The organism is Shewanella halotolerans, assembly GCF_019457535.1.
GTDB lineage: Bacteria > Pseudomonadota > Gammaproteobacteria > Enterobacterales > Shewanellaceae > Shewanella > Shewanella halotolerans.
Genome location: NZ_CP080417.1, coordinates 4350921 through 4371396 on the forward strand (window position 1 = coordinate 4350921; position 20476 = coordinate 4371396).

A 20476-nucleotide genomic window follows, 5' to 3' on the forward strand; every position below is an offset into this window, starting at 1 on the left:
CACCAAACGCCGCCAAATCAATGGAGGGGAACAACTCAGAGCAAGCACACTTTTGGTCCTCGAAATCAAGGAAGCTTTCGCGGAGCCCACATGGGTGTGCTTGTGGCGTGCCAAAAAAGTGCATACAGATGCGTCGTTACTTCACATCTAACCCATTGGGATATGGAAAAAGTCCGCTTGATGTCGGGAAGGTCAAGACCCTTTGATCACGAGATTGGGCTCTTCCATGTATCGCCCTAAAATGCCTGCCATGCCGATTGTTGAAGTCTCGCCATAGGCAAGAATATTGATCAGGCCTTGATTACTCTCGGGCGAATGAGAGAACCAATAATATTACCAAGCAACTCCTTGTACATTAGCTCTATTTCTTCCTTACTTATGATTCCCCCACGTATGAGCATCTCTTGCATTTGGTCTGGCTCTTTAACGAGATAACCGGTAGAAATAAAACCATTTTTTTCATAGAAGGCTTTGCGCTCTATTCGTTGCTGATAATTTCTTGCCTGCTCATTAACTTCTTCAATGTTCAATACCATCCTTTTTTCTGGGTACAGATCACCTAAGGCATCCATGACCTTACTTCCATAGCCCTTAGAACGGATTGATGCCGTTACTGCCAAGAATTGTACAAATACAATATCCCTGTATTGAGTGAGATAGATAAGACCAATCCACTCTTCTCCATCATAAAGTACGCTAAAGCCCTTCTTACCCTTTCTCAGTTTAAAACGAAGCAGAAATGTCGGTATGCGCTGCGCACCGGGAAATGCCTCTTTATAAAGATCGATCACTTTCGAGTAATTACCGTCACTCTTATTAAACGGCCGGAAATTGATGCTCATATCTAGTACACCTAACCTTATATAGTGCCCATGTACCTTTCTCTGCGAGCCGAGAAAAACGCCAAGCCTTAACTCTCTGTAATTCATAGAACTTATCAGCATTCACTAAAACAAACCAACTGGAAAAACCTGCCAGCAGCAGATGTCGCTAAATCGAAGAGATAGAATAAGCTGGTACAGATGCATCTGCGGACATGGATACCAGGCAAAAATCTCACTAAAACCGTGAGGTTTCCCCCCATAGTCATTTCCCTTATAATCGCCGCTCATCCGTTCAAAGGTAAGCCAAGATGTTCCATATCGCCCTCTATGAGCCAGAGATTGCCCCCAATACCGGCAATATCATCCGCCTGTGCGCCAACAACGGCTGCCAGCTGCACCTTATCGAGCCATTGGGTTTCGATCTTGAAGAGAAGAAGCTGCGCCGCGCCGGGCTGGACTATAGCGATCTGACCCGGGTCACCCGCCACAAGGACTTCGAGAGCTTTCTAGTTGCCATGGCCGGCAAGCGCATCATGGCCTGCACCACCAAGGGCAGTCGCCCCCATAGCGAAATCGCCTTCGAGAAGGACGATGTATTGCTATTTGGCCCCGAGACCCGCGGCCTGCCGATGGAAATCATAGAATCCATTCCCACCAGCCAGCGCCTGCGCATCCCAATGGCCGCCAGCAGCCGCAGCCTCAACCTGTCCAACTCGGTCGCCATCATCAGTTATGAGGCTTGGCGTCAGCTGGGCTACGAGGGCGCCTGCTAAACCCTTTCAGTGAAAATTATCAGACGGGATTAAGGGCGATGCCACGATAGACTTGATAGTCGTCATCGTCCTGATCCAGATATTGCACCTTCTGTAGCCATAACCAGCCATCTCCCTGCGGTACGAAGCTGAGGTGGATCATCGCCGGGCGCTGCTGCACTAGGCCCTTGCCCAGCAGAGAGAAGCCGCTCTCCTCCCGGTACAGTGTAAAGAAGAGGGTCTTATCCGGGTCGACGCCGTTGAAATAGGTAAGCTTTATCTCACCATCTCCCTCGCGAAACCACCAGGTCTCGCTCAGCGGGTGGCTGGCGTGTTCGCTCACTGAGAGTGTCAACTGACGCCGATCGCCGCTACAGAGCCCCTGCACCTGTACCGCTTTCACCTGTCCCTTGGGCCTCGAGGCTTCCCCCTGCCAGCGCCCCGCCAGGGCCTGACAGAAGTCGGGCAGGGCTATCTTCTCCGCCGATGCCATCGATGAAAACAGAATGGCCGAGAATAAAATGAGCGATTTAAAATAGTTCAACATCTTGTTTTGTTTGGTGTAAATGAGTTTCTCGATAGGCTTTTAGCACCTCGTGTATCGGCACACCCTCAAGCAGGGCCGCAAACATCTGCCGTTCGCAATCGAGAGAATAATGCGCCTGTATCTCCCCTTGCAAGTTTGCCCAGGCCGCCTGGGAGTGGCGCCGCTGCTCATCCCCCAACATGGCCTCCATCAGACTCAGCGCGGTGATCACATGATTCAGCCGCTGGGAGATGCGATCGTAGAACTGAAACGCCATCACCCCGCTGTCGATGGCTTGCATCAGGCTATCGCTGTGGGCCAGAATCGCCGCAGGCGTATCGGCCGTGCCATGGAGGTGACGATTGACCTCGGTAAGATGCCCGGCCATCTGGGTAAACAGCTGTCCGAGGCCGGTGACATTATGGTCGCCATCGGTGAGCGATAACTCTATCTGCGCCGTCGCCAATAGTAGCAGCTTAGTGGTCTCCTGCAGGTGACACCAGTCGGCGTCATCACAGGCGCATGTGTCGCAGCGAGGCGGTATAACCTGGGTCATGGGCATCTCCTGATAGGGCTGGGCTAAGACTTGGTTAAGGTGTTAGTTAAGGTGTTAGTTAACCCTAGATGAAAGCCCATCGAAATGCGAACCGCTCACCAGCATATGCTAGCGCCAATAGCCGATAAAAAAAGGCCCGCCAGCGTTAGCCGACGAGCCTTTATGATTTAGCCTAACTAGCTATCTTTTATTGAGAAGGCTTATTGCGAGAAGCCGACCGCATTGATCTCCACCTGCTTCACCTCACCATACTGGGCGGCGATATCGGCGATCTTGCTGGCATTGCCAATCAGCACGTATTGCAGCTTGTCCTGTGGGAAGTAGCTGTTCACCAGGCGCTGGGTCTCCGCCAGGGTCAGGCCATCAACATTCTTCTGGAAGTCGTTGATAAAGCTGTCGTCGAAGCCGTAGAGGTACATGCTCGACAGCAGGCCGGCCAGTTGTTCGCTGGTCTCGAACTTAGGCGGGAACTGCCCCTTCACATAGGCCTTGGCCGAGTCCAGGGTCGGCTGATCTATCCCAGTCTGCCACAAACGTGAATAGGTCTTCAGCGCCAGATCGATCGCCTCCTTGGTAGTATCGCTCTTGGTGAAGGTACTGATCCTGAATACGCCCCCTTGTGAATAAGGGGTAAAGGCCGAGCGGGCACCATAGGTCAGGCCGGCATTCACCCTGAGCTCGTCGTTGAGCCATGAGGTGAAACGGCCACCCAGGATAGTGTTGACCACCTGCAGCCCCACGTAATCTGGATTGTTGCGACTAATGCCCTTACCACCGATAAGGAAGGTGGTCTCGATGGCATCGCCCTTGTTGACCAATAGCACCTTGCTGGCATCCAGCGACGGCTGACCCTCGGCCAGGTCTTGCTTGGCGATCGCCTCGCCGTTGTGCCAATCGCCAAACAGCTTGTCGAGTCTTGCCTTCATCTCGCCTGGCTTAAAATCGCCGACGACCGAGATGGCGATGTTCTGTGGCTGATAATAGCTCTTGTGGAAGGCGCGCAGTTGGTTAACCGTCAACTCGGCCAGCGAGTCACGGGTACCCGATGCCGGATTACCGTAGGGGTGATCGCCAAATACCAGCTTGTCGAAGTAGCGATGGATCACCACACGTGGGCTCTCCTTCTCCTGGGCCAGGCCCGCCATCTCACGTTGACGCAGTTTGTCGAACTCGCCGCCATCGAAGTCGGGAGCGCGCAGCAGATCCCGCACCAGAGGCAGCATCTTGTCTGTGTCTTTCGCCATGAAGTCGGCATCGATAAAGCTGCCTTCCTTACCCGCATCGGCGGCAATTGAAGCGCCTAAGAAGTCGACCATCTGCTCGATATCTGACTTGCTCTTACCGTTAGCGCCCAGCAACAGGGACTTGGCGGTCATGTTGGCCACCCCTGAGGTGGTGTCCTTGACCGCACCGGCGCGCACCACGGCGCTGACGGTGATCAGCGGCACCTCTGTCTGTGGCATCAGATAGACAGTCATGCCGTTGGCCAATTGATACTGCTCATAGGCGGGCATGCTGAAGCTGCCGGTGTCGACCGTCTGGCTCGTTGTCGTCGCGGCGCAACCCGAGAGTGCCAGGGCGCCGGCCACCATGGCCGCCGTGCCCAGCTTGGCAAAGCCTTGGGGAATTTGAGTCAATAGGGTCTTCATTGGTCACTCTCCTCTGTGGCCGCCAGAACGGCAACTGTGCGGTTGGCGCGGCGTAGATAGGTTTGCGCAACACGCTGAATATCTTCTGGGGTCACCTTGTTATAAGCCTCAGGCGCATTGAACAGCTTGTCGAAGCTGCCGAAATAGAGCTCGTAGGTTCCTAAGGTGTTGGCCTTGCCGTTAATGGTTTCCATGGCGCGGTAGAAGTTCATTAGCTTGATATTCTTCACCTTCTCAAGCTCATCCTGGGTCACGCCTTCGCGGGCGATACGGTTGATCTCACCGATCATGCCGCTCTCCAGCTCCTGGGCTGTGATGCCGGGGTTGGCAACGCCCATCACATAGAAGAGGTTAGGGTCGAAGCTCATCGGCATATAGGTTTCCACCTCGATGGCCACCTGCTTCTCCACCAAGCCTTGATACAGGCGCGAGCTGTTGCCCGTAGTCAGGATAGAAGAGAGCAGATCCAGGGCGTAGTAGTCCTGATTCGAGGTCGCCGGCACATGGTAGGCCAGCATCACGTTCGGCGTGCTGACCGAGGCCTTCTGTACGAAGACGCGGCGCTCACCCTTCTGCAAAGGCTCGACCGTCTTCACCTCGCGTGGCGGAGTCTGGGCGGGGATCGGCGCAAAGTACTTGTTGGCCAAGGCCTTGACTTCGTTAAGCTTCACATCACCGGCGATCACCACTACGGCGTTGTTGGGCGCATAGTAGGTCTTATGGTATTGCACCAGATCTTCCTGGGTCCAGGCGGCGATATCCGACTCGTGACCTATGACAGACCAGCTATAGGGGTGTGCGCGAAATGCGGCGCCCTTGATCTCTTCCTGCAGGGTACGCCAGTTAGAGTTTTCCAGGCCTGTGGTGCGCTCGGAGGCGACCACGCCACGCTCACTCTCGACCATCTCAGGATTGATATCCAGATGGGCGATACGGTCGGCCTCGAGATCGAAGATGGTCTCCAGGGCATTGGCCGGGAACCAGTCGGTGTAGACGGTCAGGTTTTCTGTGGTGTAGGCGTTGTTGGCACCGCCCGCCGCTTCCATGGTGCGGTCAAACATCTTAGGACCAAATTTCTTCGAGCCGTTGAACATCATGTGTTCGAAGAAGTGAGAGATCCCCGTGATGCCCGGCACCTCGTTGCGGGATCCCACCTTCCAAAATAGATACATGTTGGCATTTGGGATCGAGGCGTCTTCTAGCACCATGATTTTCATGCCATTATCTAACGTGAAGCTTTTTATGTCTTCGGCTTGAGTTGCCTGCGCCCCCATGGAGGAGAGGATTCCCCCAATGGAGAGGCACAGCGCGATAATCTTTCGCATCATCTGTCGTTCCCTCATTCGTGAGCAGATAGAATTTTTCTCGGTATCTGGTGGCATCGTTTGTGAGCCCCCAATCATCGACAACTATAAGAGGCGAAATTATAAATAAGATCAAGTCTGTTGTAGCGACTATCGCGAGAGAGAATTGTAACTTATTGCTTTTGTGCCATGCTAAGACACAAGTTTGACGGCACCTAACCCGAGGGAGAGTACGCCTTGCCACAAGCCACAGAGATCGATTTAGCCTACCTAAACCGCATCAACTGCAACACAGAGGCGCAGCTGCAAATTCTCACGCCGCTCAGGCCCATCAGGCTCAAGACCCGGCTGATCGGCATAGACCCGGACAACGCCATCATTCTCGCCCTTGGCCAGGACAAATACTGGCAGGCCGCCCAGGACTATATTACCCAGGGACAAGGTGTGGTGGTGCGCCTGATCAACAGCGACGATCCCGAGGCCAACATCCTCGCCTTTCGCAGTCAGATCAAGACCCTGCTCAACAACGCCGGGCGCTGGTTAGTGGTGAAATACCCCAAGGCGCTGCAGAGCGTAGCCCTGAGGCAACACTGCCGCATTCCGGTCAATCTGGCCGCCTCGATACATGAGCGCACGGCAGAGAGCCACTCCACCCATGTCTGTTCCAGCGGCTTTCTGCAGGATATCTCGGTCAAGGGCGGCGCCTACATAGGTGATGAGATTGAGGGAGGCGCCCTGAATCAGGGCTATCGTTTACAGGTCAAATTTGGGCAGTCGCTGGAGGCCCTCAGCGTGCCTATCCTGCTCAAGAACATCCAGCCGCCAGGCGTGGGGCGCAGCCAGTATCAATACGGCTTCATCTTAGATGAGGGTCAGGATGAGGAGACGTTGGGCGACTTTGCCCAGAAGGTGATCATCAATCACCTGATGCAGCAGCCTAAGGCATAGCCCTAAAAATGAGTCTTTAAGGCAACGGCCTGAGACTGAATCTGAGGATTAATCTGAGGCTTAGCATTTAGTAAAGAAGACCACATCCTTGTCTATCACCTCGAGCCGCCAGTTAAACGCTTTAGCGATCCACTCGAAGGTGGCGGTGCTGTAGAAGCGGATATGGGTCTGATCCTGCTTATAATGCCAGTTGGCAAAGGCGGCCTCATCCAGCACCCGCTTGGTCATGACAGCCAGACAGCTGCCCGGCTTCATCATGGCATCCAACCTCTGCAGCAGGGCCGAGGCATCGGCCACATGCTCTATCACCTCTGTCATGGTAATAAAGTCATATTGCTGCTTTAGCAGCTGCTCGTCGGGAAAGTAGTAGAGATCATAGTTGTCCATGGCAATCCCCGCCTCGCCCGCCATCACGCTGATGGTCGGCCCCGGGCCACAGCCAAAATCCAGCCCTCTATGCTCGCTAGTCAATCGTTCACTCAGGGGTAACCAGGTGCGCCCCAAGAAGCGCCGATAGCCCTGATCATTACTGTCGTTTTGGTGATGGTCGTAAAACGCCTTCTCGGCTTCGGCGCTTAGGAGGTACTGGTCGGGGACGCTCACCAGATGACACTGGTTACAGATTTCATATGCTCTGTGCTTATCGCGATGAAAGCACGCCAGGTTATCACTATGACAAAGGGGACAAAGACTCACAGGGCTTCCAATTAGCTTTTGGGTTTGGGGATTTTTCTTTCTTGGGCCGCGGCTTCGCGCGCCTCTTTTAAGTACTTAGACTCTCGACTCTCGCGCTCGTTAAACTGACGCTGCGCCTTCTCGCGCTGGTCTTCCTGCCACTCGCCCGATTGCTGACGTTCGAGCACGGCCTGCTCTCTCGCCTGAGTGGCGTTGGCTGCCTTTCTGGCCTTCTCTAGCTGCTCCGCCTCCGTCTGGCGGGCAATCTTACTGGCCTCCTCGGCCTTAGGGCTCATGCGCTTATGCTCCTTCGCCGCCAGATCCCAGCTCAGGCTAGCGAACAACACCAAGACGATACAAGAAATTGAGCGGGTCAACATGACAGTTATCCTTAACCAGATGAGGGTCTGTGGTGATTCTAGCACTATCACGAGCGCAAAGCTGAAAAACCTGAGGCCCGGCTCCCTTAAGGGATTTGTTAACAAATGTCATAAAAATGACTGAAAAACCATGCAAAAACTTATCCTTAGGTTTGAGTCTCTTGTCAATTCGCGGTATTTTTAACCCAATTGGCACAGAGAAGACCAGCGCAGGCAAGATATGCTGCTCTATGCCCCATTTGCGAGCCATCTCTTGGAGCACCCTATGGGCCCTTGGTTTACCTTATTGGCGCAGCTTAGCAGCGCACAGCCTGAGATTCAGCGGCAACTCGACAGTTGGCGCCAGGATGAGTGCGCTTACCTAGCCGTTCTCAAGGGACACGCCTTCATAGGGGCCAGTCAGGGCACGCTGGATTATTTCGACACCCAGCGCGATAGCTTCATCACGGCCACCCCCTACGACTTCTCCCCACGGATCCAGGCCAGCGGCATCAACAGCATAGAGGTGGCGCAGCAACTGATCGAACGCGTCCATCAGGGCGAGGTGGTCAGCATCAACTGGCTGCACATGAGCCAGCTGGGGCGTGAGCTCCCCACCAAGGTCACCATGCTGCCGGCAGATCATGAGGGAAGCCAAGTGATCCTGGCGCGCTTCGATCCCGCCGATCGCAGGGCCAAACGGCGCGAGACGGTATCCAACGGATTCGATCGCCTACCGGCGCAGTTGGTCTCCAGCATATTGGAAGACAGCGCCGAAGCCGTCTACATCAGTAACCACCAGCATGAGATAATCGCGGTCAACAAGGCGATGTGCCGCATCTGCGGCTATAGTGCCGACCAACTGCTGAATAAGAGTCCGCTGGAACTACAGGGATTTTGCGAGGCCAGCCAAAGACAAACCGATTTCCTACAGAGCCTGGAAGAACGCGGCAGCTGGCAGGGCGAGACAATGAAGACCCGCTCCGATGGCAGCCAGTTTCCCGCCTGGAAGAGCTGCCGCAAGCTACAGATAGACGGCGAGATCTTCTATGTCACCCTATTTAGCGACATCAGCGCCAAGAAGCGGCTGGAGTCGCGCCTGACCGAACAGGCCATGGTCGACACCCTGACCGGACTGCCAAACCGCCACCAGCTCAAGCTGCATCTGGATCAGGTACTGGCCGATGCCATGGAGGTAGGCGGTAAGCCGGGCGCCGTGATGTTTTTGGACCTTAACGGCTTCAAGAATGTGAACGATTGCTTCGGCCACGCCACAGGCGACAAGGTACTGCAACTGGTGGCCGCACGCCTCGAGGCCAGCTGCATCGACAATGCCCATATCGCCCGTCTCGGCGGCGACGAATTTACCTTAGTGTTAAACGATTGCCAGGATAGCGAGGAGATTGAGGCCATCTCGCAGCAGCTGCTGGCGATATTCGACGCGCCCTTCGAGATCAACGGTCAGAAGTTCTTCCTGGGTACCAGCATAGGCATAGCCTGCTTCCCGGAACATAGTGACCAGGCCGCGCAACTGCTCAGCTTTGCCGACACCGCCATGTATTGCGCCAAGAAGAGCCCTAACCATGTGCTCTTCTACGACAGCCAGATGCACAGAGATGCCCAATACAAGCTGAAGACGATCAACGATCTGCGCCACGCCTTTAGTCTGAACCAGTTCCAGCTGGCCTATCAAGTGATCGTCAACCTCGATGGCAGCCAGGTATTGGGAGTCGAGGCGCTGCTGCGCTGGCACAAGAGTGATACAGAGATAATCGAAGCCAGCGACTTCGTCCCCCTGCTGGAAGAAACCGGCCTGTTGATCAACATAGGTCAGTGGGTGCTCACCACCGCCTGTGAGCAGGTCGCCAAGTGGCGCAGCGAGATAGATAAACCACTTCAGGCCTGCGTGAATGTGTCGGCAACCCAACTGGAACATCCGGATTTTGTTAAGCAGGTAACCCATGCGCTCGAATCCAGCGGCCTGCCCGCCAACGGCCTGGTACTGGAGATCACCGAATCGGCCCTGCTGCGCCAGCCCAAGCGGGTGAAAGCTACCCTCAACCATCTCAAGGCACTAGGGGTGCGTATCGCTATCGACGACTTCGGCGCCGGGCTCTCTTCCCTCAGCAAGTTGGGCAGCCTACCCATAGACACGCTCAAGATAGATGCGGGCTTCGCCGAACGACTCAACGATCCCCAGGGTCGCGAGCTCTGCCAGGCCATGATACAGCTGGCCCAGGCGCTTAAGATCCAATTTGTGGTAGAAGGGGTCGAGACGCTGAAGCAGAAACAGATACTGGCGGGGATGGGCCAAGGGTTCGCCCAGGGGTATTTTTATGGTTATCCGACGGCGGCGGAGCAGTTCACCAAGGCAAACTTCATCCTGCATTAAACCGATAACTGTGTCAGCGCCTCGAGGGCAATACTGCCTCCCTGCATGGACAGTAAACTGACACAGCTATCTGACCACTCTATCTTGAGTGACTCAGGCTATTAGACCTTAATTCGTTTCAGATTATCGTGATCTACCCCATAGGCTTTTTCCGCAACCTATAGTTGGTTCACAGTTTTATCACCAAGTTATTTGGGCTCGTATCTGTGCCTCACCGCCGGGGGCATGGCCGCCAGACGTTTCTCCACCAGGGCCGCCAAGGCGTCATGAAGTGGCGACACATCGCAGCCAGGTTCTAGCGTCTCTATGGCCAGCGCCGCCGCCTCCAGGGTCGACAGGCTATCATCCCGTTTGGCCTTACGTATGGTGTACTTGGAGGGGGCGTCGAGATTCAGGTGTACCCCGGTAAACTCAAGCAGCCAAGGGTTTAGCTGCAACAACTTGTAGGCCTTGCGCCAGGTACCGTCGAGCAGCAACAAGATCGCATCTTGGTGCTGCACCGACGCCGCCAGTGGCTGGCTGGTTTCGCTGGGGTAGAGCAGACACACAGGCCCGCTTTGCGCCGCGAGATAGCCCCTCAGGTCGGCAAAATCTTCCGGCGTCTCCCCCACCACCAGCCGCAACTGCTCCCCCATCACAGCCTGCATCAGCTTGACGCTGTTCTTGGCATGAGACACCTCGCTGGGGTGCTGCAACACGATCACCTCGACGCGGGTAGATAACGGACGAATGCTGTCGCACAGACAGGCATTAACCGGGTATTGGCATTGGGGGCAAACGGGACGGCTCACAAGATCCTCGATAGCGATGGCTGAGTGCTATATCTAACCGAGCTGACACACTGCGCGACTCGGCCACTTAAAACTCACGCATAAAAATCAAACCTTTACACAACAATCGATTAACAAATATAATCCAGCGCTGGGCAATGGCTCGTCTTAAAGCAAGATTATAACGGGCAGCTGAGTGTTATCACAGCATGGACGCTGCCAATAAATCAACAAGGAAGAAGAACATGAAAAAACAGCTACTCACACTCCCTCTCCTCCTAGGGTTAACGACACAGGCGTTTGCCGGTGAAGCCGTTAATACCTTTCAACACGAAGCCAATGTGAGCTTCGGCACCGACACAGATCACTTCGAAGACGGTGTCTGGAACCTTGACTACCGCTTCTATTTTAAACCTGTGGAGAATAACAATGCCCCCCATGCACTGGCGGGATTCCTTGCGCAAACCTCCTATTTAGGCGGTATGTATGCTCAGGAAAACGCCTATGACGATACGGTTCGCTACACAGTAGATGGCCGATATGTGATGGACTCCAAATGGTTTATCGGCGCCAATTATCTCTATCTCGATGTGGCTCAAGACGATTTGATTGCATCTGTGATAGATGAAGATCAAACCGGTTATGGCATCAACTTCGGCTACTATTTTAACGACAGCTCCGAAGTCGCCATCTATTACCAGTATCAAGGTAACTCAGATTCTTGGAGCATGAGCACAGAGGAAGTCGTTAATTACGATCTAGACAATAGTCTCTATGGCGCTCATATCCGCACATACTTCCCGCTGCAATCGACCACAGGCTTAGATCTAAAGGCCCAGATCGAATATGGCAAACTAGAAAGCAGCAGTGTCATCGCTTCCCGACCGATAGAGAGCCGCTATGAAAACGACACGACTCACGTGAGCCTGAGCGCCGACTGGTATATCACCCCGGCTTGGTCAGTTGGCGCCGGTTATAGCTGGTTCAATAGCGATGCAAAAGCCCAGTTGCCCACCCAGGATAATACCGTTTACACATACAGCTATGATGACAGCATCAACCTGTTTAGCCTGTCGACGAAATATTGGTGGCAAATATCCAACAACTTCGCCGCTAACTTCGCCGGGGTTAAGCGATTTTCCGATGAAGATTTAGCAGATGAGTTCCTTATCGGTATTGGGGTAAACGCCCGCTTCTAACGTCAGCCCAAAAAAAGCCTGCATTGAGGTCACTAATGCAGGCTAAAAGGGTGTTGCTAATGGATTAGGTTGCGCCTATCAATGGGCGTGACGCTCCTGGTGCCAGGTGTCTAGTCGACTCATGTTCATGGCAACCAGCAGAAGGCTCGCCAGGCCGCCCATGACGACAACTACGGCGTAGGGTGCGGTCAGCGAGGTCTGCTGCACCAGACCCGCCAGAATCGAGGCGCCGCTCATCTGAATGAAGCCAAGCATGGCGGTCGCCGTACCGGCACGCTCGCCAAAGCCCGCCAGGGCCATGCTGGTCGCCGGACCAAGCAGCAGGGCGAAACCGATACACAAGAGCATCATAGGCAGCATGAAGCCGAAAGCAGCCGCGAGTCCGGTCTGTGGCCCTGCCCACTGCACCGCAAACTGTAGCAGTGCCGAAACCAACATGGCGCTCAGGGCGACGATAACGGTCGGGCGGTTCCCCAGCTTCTGAATCACCACAGGCGCAGCGAAACAGGCACCGATATTCACCAGGGCATTGAGACCGAACAGGCCGCTAAAGGTCAGCTCGGACACGCCTATGGTCTCGATAAGCCACACGGGCGAGTAAGAGACATAAGCAAGAATCGCCGCCATGCCCGCCATACAGGCGAAGGCATAAAACATAAAGTGCGGGTCCATCAACACAGGCTTATAACGCGACCAGCGATAGAGCGGCCCTTCGGTAACCGTGTTGGCCGGACGCGTCTCTGGCAGACGATAGCCGACGATGATCATTATGATGATGGCGTACAGTGTCATAAACACGAAGGTGGATCGCCAGCCAAATTGCAGCGCCAGCAGGCCGCCCAGAGTCGGCGCCAGAGCAGGGATCACGCAGATCACACCGTTAAGATAGCTGTAGTAGCGGGCGCCCTCTTTAGGAGTGAAACAGTCTCTGACGGCACTAAATACCACGATAGAGGTTGAGCATGCTGCCAGCCCCTGCAGCACTCGCGCCAGTTGCAGCCATTGAAACTCCATCGCCACCGCAGCCAACAGGCTGCTGGCGATATAGAGCAGCAGACCACCCAGCGCGATAGGACGACGACCGTAACGATCCGCCAGCGGGCCGATCAGCACCTGACCGACACCCATGGCAAACAGAAACAGCACCAGCGTCGACTGCACCTGACTGGCCGACACAGCAAATTCGGCCGCCATCACGGGCATAGAGGGCAGATAGATGTCGATGGCTAATGGGCTCAAGACCACCATCAACATGAGTATGGGTAACAGGTTCCGACGCATATTTCTCTAATTTTATGTAGGGGTAAAGGTAATGATGCTTATTTTAGACCAGCCAAGTTATGAACAGAAATGGTATAATTTCAAAAGCTAATTTCCTGTAAGGAATATCTATGAATCTCGACAACTTGGCGCGTATCGACCTCAATCTACTGGTGATGTTGCAGGTGTTACTGGAGGAGCGCAGCGTAACCCGCGCCGCCAGCCGTCTGCATCTGAGTCAATCTGCCCTGAGCAAGAGCCTCAACCGGCTGCGCGATACCCTGGGAGATCCCCTGTTTATCCGCACCGCCCACGGCCTCAAGCCCACGGCCCACGCCGCCCTGCTTGGCCAGCAGCTGCCTGACATGTTGCAGGGACTCTACCTGCTGACTCAACCGCCTAGCTTCAATCCCGCCAGCAGCAGACGCCAGTTCTCCTTCGCCATGGTGGAGAGTGCCTATGAGACGCTGATCCCCTACTTCATCGGCCCTTTGCTCAACAACGCCCCCAATCTCAGGCTAGACTCCTACCTGTGGACGGAGAAGTCTCTCTCCTCCCTGCAGAAGGGCCAGATAGATTTCGGCATCACGGGCAGAGACATCAACCCACAGTCGGATCTCATCATCGACAGGCTGCCGGAAGGGATCGCTCACCAGACGCTGTTTACCGATCATCAGGTCTGCCTGGTGCGCCAAGGCCACCCCATGCTGCCGGCCATCCGTAATCATCAGTGGGATCTCGACATCTATCTGGAAATGTCCCATGTGCAGGTGCGCTGCGAGGGCAACGAGTGGTGGGCGCTGGACTATTTTCTGGCGAAATCTGGGCAGCGACGTCACCTGAGCACCACAGTGCCCGACTTCTATGGCGCCGCCAGCGTCTGCGCCCATAGCGATCTTATCTTTACAGTTCCCTCGAGCTTCGCCGCCCACGCCCGCAAGCTCTACGCGCTGGAGGAGCTGCCGCTGCCGTTCGACTTCCACTCCCTGGCCTATGTACTGCTATGGCACGAGCGCAACGATGACGAACCCGGGCACAAGTGGATCCGCGAGACCATCTGCAAGCGCGTCGCCCAGGCGGTCAACCAGCCCGAAGATGCGTTATCGGCATCCGGTTCAGCTTAGGTTAACCTTATGGCAGTTAAGATAAGTTTCTGCCGCCACCGAGACATTTAGTAACAGTTTACGAAGAAGATTAAACGAATTTAACGTGATCTCGTGGGGCGAATATGGGCACAATCGAGCCATCGCCATGAAGGAGAAACTATGATTTATCATCAATTTCAACAGACGCCTTTCCAGCATAGGTTCTCAGGCACTAAAGGCTGGATGGCCTTCGCTATCGGTTTAGTTGTGATGACATTGGTCTTGCTAGCGCTTCCCTTTGTCATTCTTGTCGGCGCCTTAAGCTTCATCATCCTGAGCCTGTTTGGCCGGGTCTTTCTTAAGCGCCAGCTGGCCAAGTTCCGCCAGCAGGGGAATGCCGCCTTCGGCGGACAGACGCAAGGTTTTGACCACAAGGGGTTTTCGTCGCAGTCGTTTGAGACCGCTTCGCCCTTTGGCAAGACCCAAGCCCCACGTCAGGGTCGCACCTTCGAGCACGACCCTAACGAATAATCCCGCTCGCCGCCCTTGGCCTTGCCAGTAGAGCGGCAAACACTTCCCAGGCCTGTGCGTTATCACGGGCCTGATTCGTAACATACTCCCCGATGCTCGCCTCACCATGGTGATAGTTGAGTACATAGCTACGATTAGCCTGATAGAAACGCACCCGCTGGGCTGCCTTTTCTGGGGTGTAGAGGGCAAATTCCACCAGTAACCGCGCCGCCTCCTCGCGAGTTATTTCGCCGTCGATCAATTGCCTGCACACCAGCGTATCCAGATTAGCCAAGGCTTTATAGGCTTCCATCACCTCATGATAATGCTGCAGATCCCCCTCTATCCCCGCCATGGGCATCAACACCCGCTGCTCGAAGTCGATTCTCTCCTCCTTGGTCATCAGCAGCGATAGGCCATAGTTGGCACTACCCTCGGAGAGAAACGAGATGGGACTATAGAGGGGATAGATGGCATATTCCCACCAGCCAAGCCCCTTCACCAGTTCACGCTCCTGCAGCAGGTTAAACACGTGATGGCCTGGATAGCCCTCGTGACTGGCCAGCTCCAGGGCGCGATCAAGGTGCAGGGGATGGTCTTGATTGAGCTGGATCAGGCTGGCGTAATTCCCCTGATACCAGTTGTAGGCGGTCCAGATCTGATCTTTGACGAACTCGACTCTGAACTGCTCCCCTTCCGGCAGGGGCAGATGGCGCTTTGTCAGCAGCCTCGCCTGCTCCACCGCGGCGGTGAACACCTGAGGCACTCTGTCGGCCGGCACGATAAACTGGCTTCGATAGGCGTCAAACCGCTTAGTCAGACTCCCCTCTCCGGGCAGCAGGCTATCGATTCTTGCCAGCACCTCACTGAAGTCACTCAGATTCAGTTTGGGCGCCTGGGTATCGTAGAGTAGCTGCGACTCGGCATCGAAACTAAACTCCTGACCCATCAGGCGTTTAAGGTAAGTCGCCACCGAGCCGAGCTGCTTGCTCAGGAAGCCATGACGCTCCCTAAGGAGCTGACAGGGCTGGTCCTGACCGGCATTAGCGAGCCCTGCCATAAGTGAGGCGCAGCGCGAAGCCTGCTCTGGCAGGGACAGCATTGAGGCTTCGGCCTGCCACTTGGCGGGACCGTAATAGGCATCCACATAGAGGGGCTCATGATGGCCTATGGCCAACACCAGCTTAACGTATTCTGCGGCGTGTTGGTTGAGAGTGTCGTTGTGCTCGGCGCACCGCGTCAAACAAGGCGTCTGCTGGCAGAGTTGGCAGCGAATAGGTTGAATTTGTGACAAGGCGACTCCACACCGGCTGAGAACAGAGGCGCACATTTAGCCATAAATGGATATTGTATGCAATAATTGTTAATTGTTAATTGTTAGCTATTAGGCGGGGTCGCTCAGCAGTTCCCGTGCGCGCTGCAGGGCTCTCAGCTCCTCGGCATCTTGGGTGACGCTCAGGACCTTATCGATCTGCAGGGCCAGCGACTCCCACAGTGGGGCTATCACCTCACGTTCGCGTTCATTGCCACGCTGGCGCGCCATCTTCAGCAGCGCCGCCGAGCCCACCACGTCGATGCGTCCCAATATGCCGTCGGCCAGGGCGATGCTCAGCTCTATCATGGCCGGCACGCTGTGGCCATATTTCACTGCCTCCCTCAGGTAGCGCTCGGCCAGAGAGAAGTCATTGCCCAAGGCATTCTCGTTGTTAAGCATCTGCTGGGCACAGTGCAGCATGGCATCGAGTTGCCCCTGCTCGGCGGCCTCGGCCATCCACTGCTCGCTGGCCAAGGGATCGGCCTCACAGCCCTCGCCCCGCGCCAACATGAGCGCCAGGTGATACTGGGCATGGGGGTATCCGGCTTGGGCGGCGCCGGAGATATAGTGAAACGCCTGGGCATAGTTGGCCTGCTGGTAGTAAAGTACACCTAGGTTCGCCATGGCTTCCGACTGCTCGCGATCCGCCGCCGCCTGCAGGTATCGATAGGCTAGCTGAGTATCTATGCTGATCTGCTCGCTGCCAACCAGATAGAAATAGCCCAGCAGGGCCATGGCATTCACCACCCCGGCCTTGGCCGCGGCTATGATGGCGCTCTCGCCCGCCGCCACGTCCGCCTTGCCAGCATAGCCGTGCAGCAGGCTCACGCCGTGTTCATATTTCGCCTCGGGTAGATGGGGCGCGGCTAGGGCAAACCAGTGGGCCGCCTGCTTAAAGTTGGCCTCACTCTGAAGATCAAGCTCGAGCTCCGCCTCGTCATGCAGAGCTTGCTCTTGCTCCTTCTGCATCAGGGCGCGGGTCTTGAGCGACATGCCCACCAGATACTGCGCCTGAGGATCGTTTTCCATCACGGCCCGGTAGCAGAGATCCCGCCCGGCGAAGGCATCGAAAGGCTCGAAGCGATACTCGGGGGCTGGCCCATTGCAGAGCAGCGGATAGAGATCTTCCACCAGCTTGACCAGACGTTCGATCGCCTTCTCGGCCAGCTGCTCGAGCGCCTCGGCGGTGAGGTGATATTTCTCGGGATGGGCCCCACGGTTGCCGTCGCTGCGCAGCCTATGCAAGGCGCGGGTCAGGCGCACGTTGATCACCCGCTGACGGTTGAGCAGTTCGATTCGGTCGTAGAGGTTGGGGCTGTCGAAAACCAGCTGCTGGGAGGCCGCCAGCTTATCGGTCAATCTATGGGTGAAGCTCCGCACGTGCAGCAGTGCCTGGGTCGGCACGTCACGCACATAGCTCTTGGCCACACGGTAGTCTTCACCCAGGTCGTGCGAAAATTGGCTAACCAGTTCGATATCGCTGAGCAAGGTGAGGACTCCGTCTGTGCTGTATTTAAAAGGCGCTGCTCTTTAGGATCACACCTGCTCGTCTATGCTGGGACGCGACACCATGTAGAGACGGAATAGAGCGACGTTGACGAACAGGCCGAAGAAGGCCACCAGCACCTCGACCACTAACACCAGCGGGAAGCCTACGGATTGTGCCAGGCTAGAGAGGGTGCCGCCGATGAGCGACAGCGGAATGTAGAGCATGAGAACCAGCAGGGTCTTGAAGGCGATAGGGCCACTAAACTTGAAGCTACCCTTGATCGCTTCCAGCGGCGTCAGACGCTCGACCACCACCATGAAGTTCACATAAGCCAGGCGGGCGAACACATAGATGCTGATCACTAGACCCACCAGCCAGATAGGGCCAAAGGCGGCAAACAGCATCACAGGTGCCAAAATTGCCAGGCCAGAGAAGACACCGGCCAGCAGCAGCGGCGGCACGAAACTCAGGCTGGTCTTGAGCAGTATGCCGGTCGACGGCTCATGCCCATGGGATCTCACCTCCATAAACAGCGTCAGGGCGGCGATAAGCAGTGAAAAGACCAACAAGAGCACCATCATAGCGATCATGTGGGGCACGCCAAACTGGGGATTCTCCAGATCCGCGCTATTGATCTCCATTCCTAACCACATCTGAATCCCCACCTGTAGGAACAAGATAGGCACGGTAAGTGCGGCTAACTGGCGGATATGGTTACGAAAGAAGTTATAAGCTTCGGTCAAAATCGCTGATAATGACATGTGACTTTCCATTAGATAGATATAAACCAACTTGTGAGTGCGACAGGATACCGAAATTTCGCCGCCAATGCACAACACATGTCTAAAAATAGATACAAACTTGTTGCCAGGCTAGGCTAGAATAGGTCGCCTATCTAGCACTTAATCACCATGGGATGGCGATTCATGAAATTATCCACTATCAGCGCGGTTATCTTAGGCTCATTACTGCTCAGCAGCCCGGCATCGGCTGGCTGGTTTGACGACCTCACCAAGAAAGAAGAGGCACCTCAGGTCGCCACCCAGACTCAAAACAACGATCTCGTTGGCACTGTGATGTCTCAGCTAGGTCTCAACCAGACCCAGGCGGAAGGTGGACTGGGCAGCCTGCTGTCGCTGGCAAAGACAACCCTTGGCGGCGACAGCTTCGGCCCTATCGCCGAGGCGATTCCTGGCATAGATGGCCTGCTATCGGCGGCGCCGCAGCTCGACAGCGACTCTGGCATGTCAGGCCTACTCTCTAAGGCGGGCGATCTCGGCAGCTCGCTACAGGGTGGCGCCCAGGTCTATGATTCCTTTGAGAAGCTGGGCATCTCCAAGGAACTGGCTAAGCCCATGGTCGATATCGTTAAGGGGTATCTCGACGCCAACGCCGGCGCCGGTACCACAGATCTGCTGATGCAGGGGCTGGGCGCCCTGCTCTAAAGCCTCGATGAAACAGAGTTCATCTACACAAGATGAACTCTGTCCTTTCCAGGGACTCTAACTTCTACCCAAGTCTTGAAAGGTATGCGCGATGATCGCCAAGCTAAAGCAATTTCTCACCGCCCAGACACATGCGGAGTCTCCCGAAGAGAAGGCCAAACACCTGCAGTTGGCCGCCGCCTGTTTGCTGCTGGAAGTGGTGTATGCCGATCAGACCCTGGATGAGCAGGAAGCCGCGCTGCTGCCAGAGCTGCTCACCTCGGCGCTATCGCTGAGCATGCAGGAGGCTCAGGCGCTAATTGCCGAGGCCAGGCAGGTGCAGGGCAATGCCACCTCGCTGTTTGAGTTCACCAAGGAGATCAACGACCAGTGCACGCTGGAGCAGAAACAGCAGCTGATCCTCGCCATGTGGACCCTGGCCTACGCCGATGGCAACCTATGCCGCTATGAAGATCAGATCATCCGCCGCACCGCCGAACTCCTCTACCTCAAGCACAGCGAACTGATTCAGCTGAGAAACGCCGCAATCAACAAGACGCGCTAGAGTTGCCTACTCGCAATCTCAGCACCCAGCTTTCAAACTCGCTCTCAAAAGCTAAGGCTTCACAAACTTAAGCACGTAACGGCTGGTCTTGCCGCGCACCGCCTCATCGAAGGCCGACAGCGTCAGCTTATCCTCTGGGTTTTCCAGCACAGCCAGACTCCCTTGCAGTTTAAATCCGGCCGCCTCCATGGCATCTACCACATGGCGCTTGGCCAGACGGTGCAGCTCATGGGCCGTGTCGGTGTCACTTTCCGGTGCGGCGTCGTGATCGATAATCGCCACGATACCGCCGGGTTTCAGGCTGGTAAACATCTGCTGCAATAGCCTTTCCCTGTCGATGGCCGGCCAACCTGGTTCGTGATAATAGGTGTCGTGAAAGCCCAGAATGAAGAAGATGCGGTCAAAGCTCGCCGCGGGCAGTTGCAGCTCGTCGGCTTCGCTGATAATCACTTCGGCATTGGGCAGACGTTCTTGATAGTGACGCTCGGCCAGATCTTCCTTGGCAAAGGGCAGATAGGCCTGGTTGTTATGTACCAGCACACTGCCCTGTTCGCCCACCACACGAGACAGGAGTTCACTGTAATAACCACCACCAGAGAAGAGATCGAGCACTCTCTGCCCAGGCGCCACCTCGAAAAAGTTCAAGATGGCCTCGGGATGCCGGCTGCCGTCACGCGCCTTGTCACGGGCCAATCTCTCTGGATGCTCTACGGCCACCCGTATCGCCGACACGTCCTCTGCATAACTAGAATTGATGCCGCTCAAGATCAAGCCTCCCAATAGCGATAACACAACAAAATTAAAAGCCTTCACACCTAACCCCCAGTTCATCTGTTTCGCCCTAGGATAAACGCCAAATGTAAATTACTGGTTA

21 protein-coding genes are annotated in these 20476 nt (G+C 55.4%); 8 read left to right on the plus strand and 13 right to left on the minus strand.

Annotated elements, in window-relative coordinates; all coding sequences use genetic code 11:
• Window positions 1-290: 290 nt before the first annotated feature.
• Window positions 291-842 (minus strand): GNAT family N-acetyltransferase, encoded by a 552-nt coding sequence (locus K0H81_RS18815; RefSeq protein WP_220059329.1) that lies wholly within the window; start codon window positions 840-842, stop codon window positions 291-293.
• A 290-nt stretch (window positions 843-1132) separates the two neighbouring features.
• Here K0H81_RS18815 and trmL point away from each other — a divergent pair, with 290 nt between their 5' ends.
• Complete coding sequence (gene trmL, locus K0H81_RS18820) at window positions 1133-1597, plus strand: tRNA (uridine(34)/cytosine(34)/5-carboxymethylaminomethyluridine(34)-2'-O)-methyltransferase TrmL (RefSeq protein WP_144201498.1); 465 nt, start codon at window positions 1133-1135, stop codon at window positions 1595-1597.
• Between the two features lie 19 nt (window positions 1598-1616).
• Here the strand turns inward: trmL and K0H81_RS18825 are convergent, their stop codons facing one another.
• The 4 genes from K0H81_RS18825 to K0H81_RS18840 form a co-directional block, all read right to left on the minus strand.
• Complete coding sequence (locus K0H81_RS18825; protein ID WP_220059330.1) at window positions 1617-2123, minus strand: hypothetical protein; 507 nt, start codon at window positions 2121-2123, stop codon at window positions 1617-1619.
• Complete coding sequence (locus K0H81_RS18830) at window positions 2107-2658, minus strand: hypothetical protein (RefSeq protein WP_220059331.1); 552 nt, start codon at window positions 2656-2658, stop codon at window positions 2107-2109. Before K0H81_RS18830 ends, K0H81_RS18825 begins: the two co-directional genes overlap by 17 nt.
• Window positions 2659-2858: 200 nt before the next feature.
• Window positions 2859-4250 (minus strand): M16 family metallopeptidase, encoded by a 1392-nt coding sequence (locus K0H81_RS18835; protein WP_434086896.1) that lies wholly within the window; start codon window positions 4248-4250, stop codon window positions 2859-2861.
• A 53-nt stretch (window positions 4251-4303) separates the two neighbouring features.
• Window positions 4304-5635, minus strand: coding sequence for a M16 family metallopeptidase (locus K0H81_RS18840; RefSeq protein WP_220059333.1), 1332 nt, complete (start codon window positions 5633-5635; stop codon window positions 4304-4306).
• 213 nt (window positions 5636-5848) lie between these two features.
• On the opposite strand from K0H81_RS18840, the gene K0H81_RS18845 reads away from it, so the two are divergent.
• Window positions 5849-6559, plus strand: a complete 711-nt coding sequence (locus K0H81_RS18845) for a flagellar brake domain-containing protein (protein ID WP_220059334.1) — start codon at window positions 5849-5851, stop codon at window positions 6557-6559.
• A gap of 60 nt (window positions 6560-6619) precedes the next feature.
• On the opposite strand, the gene K0H81_RS18850 is transcribed toward K0H81_RS18845, so the two are convergent.
• Window positions 6620-7255 (minus strand): class I SAM-dependent methyltransferase, encoded by a 636-nt coding sequence (locus tag K0H81_RS18850; RefSeq protein WP_220059335.1) that lies wholly within the window; start codon window positions 7253-7255, stop codon window positions 6620-6622.
• 11 nt (window positions 7256-7266) lie between these two features.
• On the minus strand, window positions 7267-7614 hold the full coding sequence (locus K0H81_RS18855) for a hypothetical protein (RefSeq protein WP_220059336.1): 348 nt from the start codon (window positions 7612-7614) through the stop codon (window positions 7267-7269).
• Between the two features lie 265 nt (window positions 7615-7879).
• On the opposite strand from K0H81_RS18855, the gene K0H81_RS18860 reads away from it, so the two are divergent.
• Window positions 7880-9985 (plus strand): putative bifunctional diguanylate cyclase/phosphodiesterase, encoded by a 2106-nt coding sequence (locus K0H81_RS18860; protein WP_220059337.1) that lies wholly within the window; start codon window positions 7880-7882, stop codon window positions 9983-9985.
• A gap of 188 nt (window positions 9986-10173) precedes the next feature.
• Here the strand turns inward: K0H81_RS18860 and K0H81_RS18865 are convergent, their stop codons facing one another.
• On the minus strand, window positions 10174-10776 hold the full coding sequence (locus K0H81_RS18865; protein WP_220059338.1) for a tRNA-uridine aminocarboxypropyltransferase: 603 nt from the start codon (window positions 10774-10776) through the stop codon (window positions 10174-10176).
• Between the two features lie 224 nt (window positions 10777-11000).
• Here K0H81_RS18865 and K0H81_RS18870 point away from each other — a divergent pair, with 224 nt between their 5' ends.
• Window positions 11001-11954, plus strand: a complete 954-nt coding sequence (locus K0H81_RS18870) for a porin family protein (protein ID WP_220059339.1) — start codon at window positions 11001-11003, stop codon at window positions 11952-11954.
• 78 nt (window positions 11955-12032) lie between these two features.
• On the opposite strand, the gene K0H81_RS18875 is transcribed toward K0H81_RS18870, so the two are convergent.
• A complete protein-coding gene (locus K0H81_RS18875) occupies window positions 12033-13235 on the minus strand; it encodes a multidrug effflux MFS transporter (RefSeq protein ID WP_144201477.1) in 1203 nt (400 codons plus the stop codon).
• A gap of 110 nt (window positions 13236-13345) precedes the next feature.
• Between K0H81_RS18875 and K0H81_RS18880 the strand changes: the two genes are divergently transcribed.
• Window positions 13346-14338, plus strand: a complete 993-nt coding sequence (locus tag K0H81_RS18880; protein WP_144201475.1) for a LysR substrate-binding domain-containing protein — start codon at window positions 13346-13348, stop codon at window positions 14336-14338.
• Between the two features lie 141 nt (window positions 14339-14479).
• A complete protein-coding gene (locus tag K0H81_RS18885; protein WP_220059340.1) occupies window positions 14480-14830 on the plus strand; it encodes a hypothetical protein in 351 nt (116 codons plus the stop codon).
• Here K0H81_RS18885 and K0H81_RS18890 read toward each other — a convergent pair.
• From K0H81_RS18890 to K0H81_RS18900, 3 genes are all read right to left on the minus strand, one after another.
• Window positions 14820-16103 carry a hypothetical protein gene (locus K0H81_RS18890; protein WP_258406333.1) on the minus strand — a complete coding sequence of 428 codons (1284 nt, stop codon included), beginning with the start codon at window positions 16101-16103 and terminating at the stop codon, window positions 14820-14822. The two genes, K0H81_RS18885 and K0H81_RS18890, sit on opposite strands and share 11 nt — an antisense overlap.
• 90 nt (window positions 16104-16193) lie before the next feature.
• Window positions 16194-17612: a tetratricopeptide repeat protein gene (locus tag K0H81_RS18895; protein WP_220059342.1), complete on the minus strand. Its 1419-nt coding sequence runs from the start codon at window positions 17610-17612 to the stop codon at window positions 16194-16196.
• Between the two features lie 48 nt (window positions 17613-17660).
• Window positions 17661-18374 (minus strand): hypothetical protein, encoded by a 714-nt coding sequence (locus K0H81_RS18900; RefSeq protein ID WP_041406790.1) that lies wholly within the window; start codon window positions 18372-18374, stop codon window positions 17661-17663.
• A gap of 165 nt (window positions 18375-18539) precedes the next feature.
• On the opposite strand from K0H81_RS18900, the gene K0H81_RS18905 reads away from it, so the two are divergent.
• Together K0H81_RS18905 and K0H81_RS18910 are read left to right on the plus strand one after the other, a co-directional pair.
• Window positions 18540-19058 carry a DUF2780 domain-containing protein gene (locus tag K0H81_RS18905; protein WP_011867388.1) on the plus strand — a complete coding sequence of 173 codons (519 nt, stop codon included), beginning with the start codon at window positions 18540-18542 and terminating at the stop codon, window positions 19056-19058.
• Window positions 19059-19149: 91 nt separating this feature from the next.
• Window positions 19150-19602, plus strand: coding sequence for a tellurite resistance TerB family protein (locus K0H81_RS18910; RefSeq protein ID WP_220059343.1), 453 nt, complete (start codon window positions 19150-19152; stop codon window positions 19600-19602).
• A 51-nt stretch (window positions 19603-19653) separates the two neighbouring features.
• Here the strand turns inward: K0H81_RS18910 and K0H81_RS18915 are convergent, their stop codons facing one another.
• Entirely contained in the window at window positions 19654-20433 is a 780-nt protein-coding gene (locus K0H81_RS18915; protein WP_258406334.1) for a class I SAM-dependent methyltransferase, read from the minus strand.
• Window positions 20434-20476: the final 43 nt, after the last annotated feature.

Excerpts from the sequence above, each read along its gene's own strand:
- K0H81_RS18815 (WP_220059329.1), bottom strand. The coding sequence starts at position 842 with ATGAGCATCAATTTCCGGCCGTTTAATAAGAGTGACGGTAATTACTCG.
- trmL (WP_144201498.1), top strand. The coding sequence starts at position 1,133 with ATGTTCCATATCGCCCTCTATGAGCCAGAGATTGCCCCCAATACCGGC.
- K0H81_RS18825 (WP_220059330.1), bottom strand. The coding sequence starts at position 2,123 with ATGTTGAACTATTTTAAATCGCTCATTTTATTCTCGGCCATTCTGTTT.
- K0H81_RS18830 (WP_220059331.1), bottom strand. The coding sequence starts at position 2,658 with ATGACCCAGGTTATACCGCCTCGCTGCGACACATGCGCCTGTGATGAC.
- K0H81_RS18835 (WP_434086896.1), bottom strand. The coding sequence starts at position 4,250 with ATGGTGGCCGGCGCCCTGGCACTCTCGGGTTGCGCCGCGACGACAACG.
- K0H81_RS18840 (WP_220059333.1), bottom strand. The coding sequence starts at position 5,635 with ATGATGCGAAAGATTATCGCGCTGTGCCTCTCCATTGGGGGAATCCTC.
- K0H81_RS18855 (WP_220059336.1), bottom strand. The coding sequence starts at position 7,614 with ATGTTGACCCGCTCAATTTCTTGTATCGTCTTGGTGTTGTTCGCTAGC.
- K0H81_RS18860 (WP_220059337.1), top strand. The coding sequence starts at position 7,880 with ATGGGCCCTTGGTTTACCTTATTGGCGCAGCTTAGCAGCGCACAGCCT.
- K0H81_RS18870 (WP_220059339.1), top strand. The coding sequence starts at position 11,001 with ATGAAAAAACAGCTACTCACACTCCCTCTCCTCCTAGGGTTAACGACA.
- K0H81_RS18875 (WP_144201477.1), bottom strand. The coding sequence starts at position 13,235 with ATGCGTCGGAACCTGTTACCCATACTCATGTTGATGGTGGTCTTGAGC.
- K0H81_RS18880 (WP_144201475.1), top strand. The coding sequence starts at position 13,346 with ATGAATCTCGACAACTTGGCGCGTATCGACCTCAATCTACTGGTGATG.
- K0H81_RS18885 (WP_220059340.1), top strand. The coding sequence starts at position 14,480 with ATGATTTATCATCAATTTCAACAGACGCCTTTCCAGCATAGGTTCTCA.
- K0H81_RS18900 (WP_041406790.1), bottom strand. The coding sequence starts at position 18,374 with ATGTCATTATCAGCGATTTTGACCGAAGCTTATAACTTCTTTCGTAAC.
- K0H81_RS18905 (WP_011867388.1), top strand. The coding sequence starts at position 18,540 with ATGAAATTATCCACTATCAGCGCGGTTATCTTAGGCTCATTACTGCTC.
- K0H81_RS18910 (WP_220059343.1), top strand. The coding sequence starts at position 19,150 with ATGATCGCCAAGCTAAAGCAATTTCTCACCGCCCAGACACATGCGGAG.
- K0H81_RS18915 (WP_258406334.1), bottom strand. The coding sequence starts at position 20,433 with ATGAACTGGGGGTTAGGTGTGAAGGCTTTTAATTTTGTTGTGTTATCG.